Source organism: Corynebacterium auriscanis (assembly GCF_030408435.1).
Classification (GTDB): Bacteria; Actinomycetota; Actinomycetes; order Mycobacteriales; family Mycobacteriaceae; genus Corynebacterium; species Corynebacterium auriscanis.
Window position 1 is genome coordinate 379,356 of sequence record NZ_CP047046.1, and the last position, 12,524, is coordinate 391,879.

Annotated in this window: 13 protein-coding genes; 10 read left to right on the plus strand and 3 right to left on the minus strand. The window is 59.6% G+C overall.

Features of this window, described 5'->3' with window-relative positions; genetic code table 11:
- Nucleotides 1–99 precede the first annotated feature (99 nt).
- From CAURIC_RS01535 to CAURIC_RS01550, 4 genes are all read left to right on the plus strand, one after another.
- Complete coding sequence (locus tag CAURIC_RS01535; protein WP_035115654.1) at nucleotides 100–405, plus strand: hypothetical protein; 306 nt, start codon at nucleotides 100–102, stop codon at nucleotides 403–405.
- Nucleotides 406–566: 161 nt separating this feature from the next.
- The gene (locus CAURIC_RS01540) at nucleotides 567–866 is read left to right on the plus strand and encodes a histidine kinase (protein ID WP_290183077.1); all 300 of its coding nucleotides are present in this window, start codon (nucleotides 567–569) and stop codon (nucleotides 864–866) included.
- A gap of 367 nt (nucleotides 867–1,233) precedes the next feature.
- The gene (locus CAURIC_RS01545) at nucleotides 1,234–1,410 is read left to right on the plus strand and encodes a hypothetical protein (RefSeq protein ID WP_156963550.1); all 177 of its coding nucleotides are present in this window, start codon (nucleotides 1,234–1,236) and stop codon (nucleotides 1,408–1,410) included.
- Nucleotides 1,411–1,770, plus strand: coding sequence for a LytR/AlgR family response regulator transcription factor (locus tag CAURIC_RS01550; protein ID WP_052095163.1), 360 nt, complete (start codon nucleotides 1,411–1,413; stop codon nucleotides 1,768–1,770).
- On the opposite strand, the gene CAURIC_RS01555 is transcribed toward CAURIC_RS01550, so the two are convergent.
- On the minus strand, nucleotides 1,767–2,969 hold the full coding sequence (locus CAURIC_RS01555; protein WP_035115661.1) for a YibE/F family protein: 1,203 nt from the start codon (nucleotides 2,967–2,969) through the stop codon (nucleotides 1,767–1,769). The two genes, CAURIC_RS01550 and CAURIC_RS01555, sit on opposite strands and share 4 nt — an antisense overlap.
- A gap of 349 nt (nucleotides 2,970–3,318) precedes the next feature.
- Here CAURIC_RS01555 and CAURIC_RS01560 point away from each other — a divergent pair, with 349 nt between their 5' ends.
- Nucleotides 3,319–3,492 carry a hypothetical protein gene (locus tag CAURIC_RS01560; RefSeq protein ID WP_168156012.1) on the plus strand — a complete coding sequence of 58 codons (174 nt, stop codon included), beginning with the start codon at nucleotides 3,319–3,321 and terminating at the stop codon, nucleotides 3,490–3,492.
- Between the two features lie 543 nt (nucleotides 3,493–4,035).
- Here CAURIC_RS01560 and metE read toward each other — a convergent pair.
- Nucleotides 4,036–6,357 carry a 5-methyltetrahydropteroyltriglutamate--homocysteine S-methyltransferase gene (gene metE / locus CAURIC_RS01565; RefSeq protein ID WP_070434828.1) on the minus strand — a complete coding sequence of 774 codons (2,322 nt, stop codon included), beginning with the start codon at nucleotides 6,355–6,357 and terminating at the stop codon, nucleotides 4,036–4,038.
- A gap of 648 nt (nucleotides 6,358–7,005) precedes the next feature.
- Here metE and CAURIC_RS01570 point away from each other — a divergent pair.
- The 4 genes from CAURIC_RS01570 (at nucleotide 7,006) to CAURIC_RS01585 (ending at nucleotide 10,541) form a co-directional block, all read left to right on the plus strand.
- Nucleotides 7,006–7,743, plus strand: coding sequence for an ECF transporter S component family protein (locus CAURIC_RS01570; protein WP_035114734.1), 738 nt, complete (start codon nucleotides 7,006–7,008; stop codon nucleotides 7,741–7,743).
- 9 nt (nucleotides 7,744–7,752) lie between these two features.
- Nucleotides 7,753–8,430 (plus strand): energy-coupling factor transporter transmembrane component T family protein, encoded by a 678-nt coding sequence (locus CAURIC_RS01575; protein ID WP_035114732.1) that lies wholly within the window; start codon nucleotides 7,753–7,755, stop codon nucleotides 8,428–8,430.
- Nucleotides 8,431–8,640: 210 nt separating this feature from the next.
- Complete coding sequence (locus CAURIC_RS01580; RefSeq protein ID WP_035114627.1) at nucleotides 8,641–9,969, plus strand: ATP-binding cassette domain-containing protein; 1,329 nt, start codon at nucleotides 8,641–8,643, stop codon at nucleotides 9,967–9,969.
- Entirely contained in the window at nucleotides 9,966–10,541 is a 576-nt protein-coding gene (locus tag CAURIC_RS01585) for a hypothetical protein (protein WP_035114625.1), read from the plus strand. Before CAURIC_RS01580 ends, CAURIC_RS01585 begins: the two co-directional genes overlap by 4 nt.
- A 217-nt stretch (nucleotides 10,542–10,758) precedes the next feature.
- Here CAURIC_RS01585 and CAURIC_RS01590 read toward each other — a convergent pair whose 3' ends face one another.
- Nucleotides 10,759–11,178: a Rieske (2Fe-2S) protein gene (locus CAURIC_RS01590; RefSeq protein WP_035114623.1), complete on the minus strand. Its 420-nt coding sequence runs from the start codon at nucleotides 11,176–11,178 to the stop codon at nucleotides 10,759–10,761.
- A 92-nt stretch (nucleotides 11,179–11,270) separates the two neighbouring features.
- On the opposite strand from CAURIC_RS01590, the gene purT reads away from it, so the two are divergent.
- Nucleotides 11,271–12,509, plus strand: coding sequence for a formate-dependent phosphoribosylglycinamide formyltransferase (gene purT / locus CAURIC_RS01595; protein ID WP_265914917.1), 1,239 nt, complete (start codon nucleotides 11,271–11,273; stop codon nucleotides 12,507–12,509).
- The last annotated feature ends 15 nt before the right edge of the window (nucleotides 12,510–12,524 follow it).

Sequence of the window (12,524 nt, forward strand, 5' to 3'; positions counted from 1 at the left end):
TTGTTTGCTATGAAGTAGACCTACGATCGACCTAGACAAGCAAGCATGTCCGCAGTAGTTCCCGCAGCCACTGTCATCACCACTTAAGGATGAGCCCTCATGCCGTTCGGTCAGTCACCAACTCGACTCGGCGGACTGCGCACCATAACTATCATCCTTATCGCGCTGCCGATCATCCTCATCGGCCTCCAGCTCGTACTTCCCAATTACCAGCCATCCACCATCGAGCTGGTTCTGCTCATCCTTCAAGCACCTTGCTTGCTTCTTGCTCCACGCCTGCCACAGATAGCGGCGCTGTCGTACGTACTGATCCCCATCACCATCACCCTGCTTGGTGGGGCTTTAGGGCTGACATCATTTCTCGCATTGGTGTTGATCGCCCTCCTACTGCGCAAAATGTCGTGATCTGGGCACTAGCAGTGGGGTGCGCAAGCGGCTTTTCAGGTTTCTACGAGACCACGACCCGCACCTTCGAGTTTGACCACGTGTCGCTGCTGGTGTGGTTATTGCTTTTGTGGGCATCCCTTGTCGTTGGTTTATGGCTTCGGCGTAGTAAGTACCGCGCCATGGCCGCCCAGCAAGAGTTGCGCGATAGGCAGGAGACAATGGCCGGGATCTTGCACGATTCCATCGCCGCCAACCTCAGCGCGATGACCATAAAACTTGAAGCACTTGCCTTCCAACCAGAAGACAATGTTCCTGTCCTTGCTGAGGATCTGTCGAGGGTGGCTGACACTGCACGTGTCACCATTGGGCACACTCGACAACTTCACAATTCGCTGACAATGGCCACCTCGTCAACGATGAGCAGGCTGCCTGTGCGACATCGCTTGGACAACTCATTGATAACGCAACCGACTTTTTAACAGCTCAAGGTTTTCGCGTCGACTCTTTTTCTCTCCAAGCGTGTCCCCATCCGTTATCGACGATGCGCATCCTTGCGCATGCTGTGGCTGAAGCTGTCACCAACATCACTAAACATGCCACACCCCACAGCACGATCACCCTCACTGTGATTGAGAGCTCCTCTGAGACCTCGATCAGCTTTGAAAATCTTTACCGCAGACAAGCATCGACCCCCCGACTCGTCCTATATGGGACTGCGTCTTTTGCGACAGGATCTTGATTCCCTTGCGGGGCAGCTGTCCTTGTCATCGACCAGTGAGACATGGACGGTGACAATGACGTTTCCCCACCCGACTGTCTAGAGCACTAGTGAAAGGACCCTAGACCATGACAACAACACTTCTGGCCACCATGCTGGCAGCCTCGGCGATATTGCCGACTGCGGTGGATACTGCTCCGGCTGATCAATTACTCACGATTGTTTTTGACGAAGGTTCAGCTGTGCCACTATGGCGAGACATTCTTAGTTGTGAGAAGCACCCGACGTTGCCGTTGTGTTCGTAGATGACGCGTCTGATCATCGTCGATGACGATAGGCGCATCCTTGATTCCCTTCCGATCTATTTTTCGCGCAGTGATTCCATCACCGTGGCAGCCACGTTCCATCGGGCACATGATGTTCTTGAGTACATCACGGCTCATGGTTGTGATGTGGTGTTGTCTGATATACACATGCCGCGCATGAATGGTGTCGAGCTGCTCCAGCGTCTCCAAGGGTTGGAGGATCCACCGATCTTCATCGTGATGACGGCTTTTGACACGAATGAGTCGATGCTTCAGATTCTTGCGCAAGGCGGCGAGCTAATGTGGTGGATTGATCACAATGCGGGAGGAGAGTGCCCCCGCCTAGGCAATACTCATTAGCCGTGGCTGTGGTTCGCCCGTGCCAAATCCGGACGTGACGTCCACGCAGCGATGAATGTAGTCAACGGAACTGCAAGGACCAAAGCCATTGCACCCGTTGCGGAGCGGAGAATCTCTGTGGCCATGATGTCCGAGGTCAAAATTTGTTCCAGTGGGCGATTGGAAATGCTCAGCAGCAGGATCGTCGGTAGGGCCACACCGGTGTAGCTCAGAACTAGGGTGTAGACCATCGAAGCAATATGGTCACGCCCCACTTTCATCCCTGAGCGGAATAGATGCCACGGAGAAGCTTGTGGATCTAATTCATGAAGCTCATTAACCGTGGAAGCTTGGGCGATTGTCACGTCATTGAGTACGCCCAATGCACCGACGATCATTCCAGCTAACAACAAACCAGTGATGCTGATGCCCGGTAGATAGACCAAGATGCTGAGGTTGTTCTCGTCACCCAAGCCACGCAGGCCTGCGCTCGCGACGGCTACCTTAGACAGAATTGTGGATAGTCCCAAGGCCAGCAGCGTACCGCCCATAGCTGCAGCGGTCTTCCAACTGAAGCCATGCACTAGGAAAAGCCCCAAAAAAAGGACGGCTGCACCACACGTCACTGCCAGCGCTACCGGATCACCACCGCGTACGAGACCTGGAACCAAGAATGTGACAATCAAGCCCAAGGTCAGTACCAGTCCGATAATGGAACGTGCTCCGCGCCACGCACCAACCACGATGATCAGAACCAGCGTGGCCACCAGCCATAATGCGAGGTTCGTTGTGCGCTGGAAATCCTGAAAACCGTACTGAATTCCAGAGCTGGGATCTGTATGGCCCGAAAGCTGGATCTTGTCACCCGTGCGTAGATCCGGGTTACCAGGGATTTCAGGGTGCACTTCCAAAAGGGTGCGTTTGCCCGCATCCGGACCAGAATTAATACTGATGATCGCGTGCGTACAGTCCTGGGGTGCATTCGGATCAGTCTGTGGGGCAGTATCAAAAACGCGACCCACACTGGGCGAATTGCATGCGCCGGGCTGCACAATCTGCACTTCGCCCTGGCGCAATTCGCCTGTCATGCCGGAGTGGGCTTTAAACTGCTCGGATACACGCGGTGGCTCGTCACTCGGCCATTGCGTAATCAACCCGATTACGGTAGCAAAGGCGAAAAACACCAAACTGATAGCAAGAAGTCTCTGTGGCCAGTTCATGGCGCTGAGGCTGAAACCTCGTGCGCCACGGTTGTGGGATTCTGCCGTGCTACGTCCCTGAGGCGTTTCGAGGGCGTCCGACTGATGGTCGTTAGCGCCGTCAACCTGGGGTACTTGCCGATTCCGTACCGGTGGAATCTCTGCGCGATCCTCCCGGGAATCATGCGAGCTGTGGACGGGAAGAGTTCTTGGGCCGTCAACCTGGGGTTGTTGTAGTTCACGAGCTTGGGGAAGCTCGTGGTCGTTGGCGGCAAGGTGTTGGTCGCGTTGATTGAGTCCGTCGACGGGTTCACGATCGTGGGGCAGTTCGTGGTCGTTGGCGGGGGGAGAGGGTAGAAAATCTTGAGGCGTGGATAAAGAGGTAGGGGAACCTTCGGGTGTGGAATCAGGAGGCGAAGCCGGTGACGAAGAGTCAGCCGGCGAGAATGAAGAAGAGGAAGAGGCGTCGTGTGCAGAATGTCGTCCCATGGGAACTAATCAAACCACGCACTGCACCCAGATGAAAACGTTTCCCATCGTGTAGTGGCGACATCACGGGGGTTAGCGACGGTAGGTGCCGCAGGAATCGGTCATTGTGCGATTCCCCGGTTCGGTAAGGGGACAGAGATCCGCAATTGGATTTCTTAACATTGCGACGGGGCTAGTTTGTCGTCGTTTGGTTCTGCTAATTCCGCATCGGACCCGTATTGGGCCCGCAGTGGGCGCGGTTTGGGTCTTGTGTGGGAAGTGATGCGCGGTGTTGTTGTTCGGGAAGCAGAATGAGATGCGCGAATGCGGCGCTCTGGTGGTTGTTTCGTTCTGCTTTTCCGAAATTGTTCCCGCAGAAGGAGAGAAGTAGGCGGGCGGGGGAGAATCACCCCGCCGCGGCCAGGCGCCACCCCGCCCCCTACCCGCCGCGACTGGGCATCAACCCCATTCCAGCCTCGACCGGGCATCAACCTCATTCCAGTCGCGACCTGGCATCACCCCGCCCCCTACCCGCCGCGACCGAGCATCGACCCCCTACCCGCCGCGACCGGGCATCGACCCCCTACCCGTTGCGGCCAGGCACCACGCACGTGGCAGCTTATGCCTGAACCGTCTCGCGCGCCTTTTTAGCGGCCTCGACCAGCACCTTCAGGCTGGCGGTGGTCTCTTCCCAACCACGGGTCTTCAGACCGCAGTCGGGGTTCACCCACAGCAGGGTCGGATCCACGGAATCGAGCGCAGCGTTCACCAGCGCATCTACCTCGTCCTGCTTTGGCACGCGAGGGGAGTGGATATCCCACACGCCTGGGCCCACGCCCAGCTCGTATCCCTCATCCTTGAGCGCTTCCAGTACCTGCATGCCGTTACGGGCGGCTTCGATGCTGGTGACGTCGGCATCCAAGTTGCTGACCGTATCAATCAGCTCGTTGAACTCGGAGTAGCACATGTGGGTGTGTACCTGCACCTCGTTCGGTGCACCGGAGGTCGCCAGGCGGAAGGAGCCCACGGCCCATTCCAAGTAGGCGGGCTGATCTTCCTTGCGCAGTGGCAAGAGCTCACGGATTGCGGGCTCATCAACCTGAACCACGCGCGCACCGGCCTCCACCAGGTCGGAGATTTCGTCGCGCAGCGCCAGCGCCACCTGATCAGCGGTCTCGCCCAGTGGCTGGTCATCGCGCACGAAGCTCCACGCAAGCATCGTCACGGGGCCGGTCAGCATGCCCTTGACCGGCTTGTCGGTCAGGTCGGCAGCGGCCTTGTACCACTCCACGGTCATGGCCTTCGGACGAGAAACATCGCCGAAGATGATTGGTGGGCGCACGCAACGGGAGCCGTAGCTTTGTACCCACGCGTGCTCGGTGGACAGGTATCCCTCCAACTGCTCGCTGAAGTACTGCACCATGTCGTTGCGCTCTGGCTCGCCGTGAACCAGCACGTCCAGGCCCAGTTCCTCCTGCCGGCGGATCACGTCGGCAACTTCGTCGCGCATCGCTTGGGTGTACTGTGCATCGTCGATTTCGTTTCGACGCCATGCAGCGCGCGCCACACGAATCTCCTTCGTCTGAGGGAAGGAACCGATCGTGGTGGTGGGCAGTGGTGGCAGGTTGAGCTCTGCCTTCTGAGCCTCGCGGCGTGCGGTGATGTCATCACGGCGGCGATCAGCCTCGGTGACCTTTTCCTGACGTGCGCGAACTTCCGCGTTGTGGGTCAAGCTGGACTGTGCGCGTTGCTCGGCGGCCTTGGTGGACTCCGCGACTGCAGCGCGGTCCGCATCCGTGGCCTCATCGCGAAGCAGGCGGGAGAGGGTAGCGACTTCGTTGATCTTCTCCGCGCCGAATGCCAGCCAGTTCTGGACCTCTGGGTTGAGGTTTTCCTCGCGTTTCAGGGAGTAAGGAACGTGCAGCAGGGAGCAGCTAGTGGACACAGCAACGGGGCCACGCTTTTGCAGTTCCTGCAGGGTCTGGAGCGCGCGTGCCAAATCGGTACGCCAAACGTTGCGGCCATCGACCACGCCGGCAACGAGCAGTTCGGATCCGTTCCAGCCAGGCAGCTCGGTGCCGCCGTAAACCAAGTCCACACCGAATGCTGCTACGCCGGAACCGGTGAGTAGCTCGATGGCCTGGTTACCGTCGCCGAAGTAGGTCTGGACCAGCAGGTTGAGGTTCTTGTCCTGGGCGATCTTGGCCAGCTTCTCGTAGCCGGCGCGGGTGCGCTCCAGGTCGCGCTGCGCGACCTCGGTCACCAGCGTGGGCTCGTCGAACTGCACCCAGGTCGCGCCGCGGTCTGCGATGCGAGGTAGTAGGCGGGCGTAAAGGTCGAACACCTCTTCAAGGTGGTCAACTGGGTTGGAGCCATCGGTCGTGCGGGACAGCGTGAGGTAGGTCAGTGGGCCAACCAGCACGGGGCGTACGTGCGCAGCAGCATCCTTACCCAGGCGCGTAACCTGGTCGCGCAGATCTTCCAACCATGCGTGGTCGTCCAGCTGGAACTCGGTATCTGAGCTGAGCTCGGGAACGATGTAGTGGTAGTTGGTATCGAACCATTTGGTCATCGCGCTGGCGGGCAGTTCGCTGGTACCGCGAGCCGCTGCGAAATAGCGGTCGATGAATGGCGGCAGGCCATCGTTATCGTGGTCCGCGATGTCCGCCACGCGCTGGGGTAACACGCCCAGAAGCGCAGACGTGTCCAGCGTGGCGTCGTAGTAAGAACGGCCGGAAAACGCCACGGCGTCCACACCGGCGGCGACCACAGCATCGGTGTAATCGTTAACCAGGCGGGTTGCGGTGGTAGACAGTGCGCGTCCGGTGGAGGGATCGCGCCAGTAGGTTTCCAGTGCCTTCTTGAGCTCACGGCCCGGTCCAATTCGTGGGACCCCGGCGATGGTGGAATGGAAAGCTTGAGGGTCTGCGGCTGCAGTCATGATGCGTGGCAATCCTTTGCATGTTGGAAAAACGATTTATGCTTTCACCAACCGGCACCACACCCTGGTGGTTTCGTCCTATGCGTGAGGATGCCCCGGGTGCGCTGGACAGACCTCGAGTGTGTCGAGGCGGGCCGTCCGCGCGCCACAGTCCGTCCACGCGGCAGGAGGAAAACCGCGGGGTGTTCGCGACGCTTTGAATCCTTGTCCGGGGCTCCAGAAGGACCAGCGGTTTCGCGAACCGGTTGTGTGTGAATAACCCAACACTAGACAGCTTGGTCTGTCAAGTGGTTGGCGTGTCTCGCGGGCGCGGCGGGGGTAATTCTGCAGCTACGCAAAACAGGAGAAGGGAAACGGTGGTTCGTGGGGGCAAACTTGACCTCAAGCCAATGTTCGCGCACGATAAGAGTGAAATTTTTCAATTCTTCCACTGGGCCGTCGAGGTGACATAGACGGTCGAGTCAATCACCCCTGCATTTTTCTCACGCAAGGAAAACCACGCAAGGAAAACCTATGTCTACACAATCCGATCCCCACCGCGGGACCCAATCCGATCCCCACAGTGCGACGCAGCCCGATCCCCACCGCGTGAAGAACAGCTTCACGTCCGATACAAAAACCTCCGGCCCAGCTCGACAATTCTCTCCTATGGCTCGCGCAGTTCTCGCTATCGCGGGTGCAACCATCGTCGTCACCTGGCTTTACCTTGTGCTCATGCAGCCCACGGATTCACCGTGGGAATCCCTCGCGGATTCGCGCAGCTCCACCATTGCACTCGTCGGATTCCTTATCCCCGCCATCTTGTTGCTCGCGGTTATTGTTCCCCGCCTGCCCGTTCGCACACTGACCTTGTTGCCCGTGGCCTTAGCCATCAACGTGGTGCTCGGCCAGGTCATCGGCACCATGGGACTGCCTCTCCCGTTGTACTTGGATTCGATTGGAACCGTGCTAGTCGGTGCGCTGGCCGGGCCGATTGCAGGCATGGGAACGGGTGTGCTCACAAGCATGGTGTGGGGCACGTTTAATCCGACGGCTGTGCCCTTTGCCGCAGCTTATGCCTTTGTCGGTCTCGCAGCTGGCCTGCTGCGCCCGTGGTTTCAGCGCGCGTGGTGGCGCATCGGCGTGGCCGGACTCGTCGTCGGTTTCATCACGGCACTGCTGTCCGCCCCGATCGCCTCTTTCATCTTCGGCGGTACCGCTGGGACCGGCACGGGCTTGTTGGTCACTTTCTACCGTTCCTTGGGTGCAGAGCCCATGACCGCGGTCTTTTTGCAGTCATGGACCTCCGATCCTTTGGATAAGCTCATCGTCTTCACGATAGTTTGGATCGTTATCCGTGCGCTCCCACAGCGGACTCGGCGGACGTTCGCAGAAAAGGATGTTTAGGCAGTGCGGTTGAACCCGCTTACGATACTCACGTTGGCAGCTGGCGCAGTCGTTAGCGTTCTCATCGCTAACGACTGGCGCTTCTCGCTCGCAGCATGGGTCATCGCGGCCGTCATCGCGCTGGTCACAGGCAAACCGAGGAAAACCTTCCTCGGGGCAACCGCGATCTCCTTGCCAGCATTCTTGGGGTTCACCCTCATGTATGGACCGTTCGGACGGGAACCGTGGTGGGGCATCATGACACGCGATGGCATGCAGATCGCTTTGTCGTTAGGCCTGCGTTTCCTTGCTGCCACCACCATCGGCCTGACTATCGGGTGCTTCGTTGACTTAGACCGCCTGATGCGTAGCTTGCAAACGCGCGCCCCTGCCAAGCTGGTGTACGTGCTGGGATCCACCTTCCGGCTGTACCCGATGGCCAAAGCGCGAGTGGATACTATCCGACAAATCCAAGCCACCCGCGGAATCGACGTGCACAGTTGGTCCGCACGGTGGGGTGTGATCTTGCCACTCATTGTTGGCTTGGTTGACGATGCCGCCCAGCGTGCCCGCCCACTGGGGCGCACTGGAATTGGAAACGCGGGGCGTCGAACAATCTTGCGCCCAGTGCCGGACCGGCTAATCGACCACCTGATTCGTATTGTGGTGGTGGTAGGGGTCGTGGCCGTCGCCATTGTTGCTGTCTAATCGTCGCCCCCGCAGACGGACCGGCGCCCCTTCACTTTGCACACTTCATTTCCTACTCCGCACTCTTCCCATTCCTCCCTCTTCCTACCTCTCACCCTTCCCGCTTTTCCCTCTTCCCACTCCTCACTCCCTACCCCTTACCCCCATATCAATACCGCTCCTCACTCTTTATCCCCTTGTCAATACCATCCCACCGAAAGGACAACCCCCGTGCCAATCACGGATTACATCTGGGCCGAAAGCGGCACCGGGTTAAGCGAGCATGCCTGGAATCGCGCCGAAGCGGCCGGTGCAGCATGGGTGGGCAACGAGGCCAGCGCGCACATTTCGCTGTTGCGTTCCACTGTCATCGAAGAACTCGCCGTAGGCATGGAACAACGTGGAGTGCCACGCGACGTGATGCAATCCCGCATCGCGGAGGCCCTGCACACGTGGGGTTTACAAGACCACGCTGAGCACCATCCTTCGCGCCTCTCAACGGGCCAAACACGCCGTTTGGCAATCGCCGCCGCATTGCTGTCCGGCGCGGATTCGCTGGTCTTGGATTGCCCGCTCGATGGCTTCGATACCGCCGCCGTGGAAACCCTCCGTCGCACTCTTGCGACCTTTCCTGGTGAGGTAACGGTTTACGACCGTGGGCGGTCTATTTTGTCCGACGCCGCCACGCGCCAACTACACCTCACCTCCACTGGGGACTTAGATGAGCTGGCCGCGCCGGGCCCTGTGCTGCCCGATGCCGGCCGTGGACGGTTGGGATACCAAGCCCAGGAGGGGGCGCGTGTGCTCCGTGGCGGGGAGCATTCCGGCACGCCCAAGCACACAACCACGCCCGAACGTGCTGCGGAGCTCGGTCAAGAAGCTCAACAGGGGTCATCCGCCGAGCTCGGGTACGCAGCCACGCCCGAACGAACAGCCACGCCCGAACGCATTGCCGTCCTCACCGCGCGCGGTGTGCGAATCCCACGGGGTGTGGGGGAAGTGGGACCGATCGATGTCACCGCCTTCGCAGGAGATGTCACCCACTTGGAAGGGCCCAACGGGTGCGGTAAAACCTCCCTCTTCCTGGCGGTGTTGGGGCTGGTGCCGTTCACCGGGCGGATCGACCGTCCCGAGGGCATGCCCGGGTGGGCGCCCACGGCCATGGACGCAGCCCTAGCGCGCCGAACCGTCTTGGATGAACTGGCCTACGGGGTGGACCGGGAATCCGCTGAAGCCGTACTGGAATTCGCAGGGTTGCAGCAATGGGCGGATACGCACCCGCTGGATGTGCCCAGTTCGTGGCGCCGTATTGTCCTGGTGGCAGCCGCCATGGTGCGTGCCCCCAAGCTGGTCCTTCTGGACGAACCCACGGTGGGCCTAGATTGGCAGGGGTACGGTCACCTCGCGGAGCTCATGCACCGCTATGCCGATGGGGAGTATCACCGTCTGCGTGGTGTGGAATGCGCACCGGCCACTCCTCAACCCGCAGTTATGTGGACGTGCCACGATCGCGATTTTGCCTTGGCGGTGAGCGATGCCCGGAGAAGGTGGCGGGTATGACACGCGCTAACACTTTCATTCTCGCTCACCAGTTCCACCCGGATATCTTCGCGCAGTCGTGGCTGATACTCGTAGGTGTTCCGCTCATCGTCGGCGTAATAATTGTCAGGGGCTTGGCCAGGTCCGCCGAGGATGACACAGGGCGCGGACCAGGGTTATGGGCCACGGGAATCTACGGGGCACTCACCGGTTTGCTTGTACCGGCTGTGTGGTTGACGTGGAATGGATATCACCAAACTCCGCTGGACGCTCATTTGCCTGGTCCTAGGCAGTTCTCAGCATGGCAAATTGTTGCACTCACGATCACGTTCCTCTTTGCCACTGGCGTCATTGCTTTGAAAATGCGCCGTCCGTTCGTTGGGACTGTTGCATTGGCAGTCGGCACAGGAGTAGGCGCTGCCACCGCAATGATCATCGAGGTTTCGTTTTTCGACACCACATCCCAAGAGGGAATTGGGATCTTCCTCGCGCTGATAGGGGGCGGCCTCCTTGGCTGGGCCGTAGGCGGGATTATCGGGATCCCACGCGGTGTCCGCGCAGGTCTCAGTCGCAAAAATCGTAACCGCGACTAGGCTGAGCCAACAGATCTAGCCACTAGACACGACCAGACCTAGCCAACAGATCTAGCCCCTCGACGTCACTAAGCCGAGCCAACAGATCTAGCGACTAGACACGACCAGACGCAGCCAACAGATCTAGCGACCAGATACGACCAGACCTAGCCCCTCGACGTCACTAGGCTCAACTGTCTTCGCTACAGCGATCGGCCGCGCACGAGCTGATAATCAACTAGCTGATCGTCACCTGACCGTCCGCGGCATCAACCTTCTTCGCGGGCTTCATGCCATCGCGACTAGGGCCGGCGACCACATCGCCGGTGGCCACATCGAACTTGGACTGATGCTTGGAGCACACCGCGACGGTGCGGGTGCCATCCTTTTCCACCTTGTCGATGATGCCCTGGGCGTGAGGACAGACATTCGAATACGCCACAAACTGCCCAGCCTGAGGTTGGGCGACAACCCAGCTGCCACTGACGATGGCGCCCCCTACGGGAATATCGGCTTGGGAGACCGTGGCGGCGTCGTCTTTAGAACCACAGGCAGCCAGCACAGCACCGGCAGCAGAAGTGGCGGTGACCGCAACGGCCCCCTTCAGAAAAACGCGACGGGACAAAAGGCGAGGACAGGGGACATCGAAAGCGCTCATGGTTCCCATTATGGCACCGCGCGAGGGCGGGGAGCCGCAACGACGGGGCGTGAGGGAGGGTAACATCGCAGAACATGACATCTTCGGACGTTATGGAAACCCCTGATGTAATCGGAACACCCCTCACACCAAACGCTACGCGCGTGTTGTTGTTGGGTGCCGGCGAGCTCGGCAAGGAAGTCGCCATCGCATTGCAACGTCTCGGCGTGGAGGTGCATGCCGCCGACCGGTACGCCGGTGCACCGGCTCACCACGTCGCTAACCGTTCGCACGTGTTGAATCTCACCGACGCCACAAGCATACGTGAGCTGGTAGAGCATGTGCGCCCCGATTTCATCGTTCCGGAAATTGAAGCCATCGCTACCGACGAGCTGGAACGTATTGAAGACGAGGGCCTGGCTACTGTGGTTCCCACAGCGCGCGCTACCCGGTTGACCATGAACCGTGAGGGCATCCGCACCTTGGCCAGCGAGGAGTTGGGTTTGCCCACCAGTGCGCACCGGTTTGCATCTACGTTCGAAGAACTCGCAGAAGGCGCCGAAGACATAGGTTATCCCTGCGTGGTGAAGCCAATCATGAGCAGTAGTGGCAAAGGGCAAACCTTTGTGGCAGGGCCTGACGACCTCGAGGAGGCGTGGAATGTTGCTATCAGTTCCGCGCGCGTAAATACGCACCGCGTGATTGTAGAGCAGTACATCCCCTTCGATTACGAAATCACGATCCTAACCGTGCGATCCGTGGATCCGCAGACAGGGGCGGAAGCCACGTGGTTTTGCGAGCCAATCGGGCACCGGCAAGACCGCGGCGACTACGTGGAATCGTGGCAGCCAGCGGAGATGAGCGCGGATGCATTGGATAATGCGCGGAGCGTGGCCGCCCGTGTGACCAACGCGCTAGGGGGGCGCGGGGTTTATGGTGTGGAGCTGTTCGTCAAGGGTGATGATGTGTACTTCTCCGAAGTCAGCCCGCGCCCGCACGATACCGGCATGGTGACGATGGCCACCCAGCGATTCAGCGAGTTCGATCTGCACGCGCGGGCGGTATTAGGATTGCCGATTGATCCCACGCTGGTGAGCCCTGGTGCTTCCGCCGTGGTCTACGGTTGCGCTAAGACATCCGAAGATGAAGATGAAACCGAACCACAGTACTCCGGGCTGCGCGAAGCGATGGCCGTTCCTGAAACCGATGTGCGCATCTTCGGCAAACCCAAGAGCTATCCACGACGTCGTATGGCCGTGGCTGTCTCTACCGCGGAGACCGTGGCAGAAGCCCGTCAGCGCGCGACGGAGGCCGCAGGCTATGTGAAAGTGGGCTACGGCAAACGGGGTTAGGTATCTGGCCAGCCC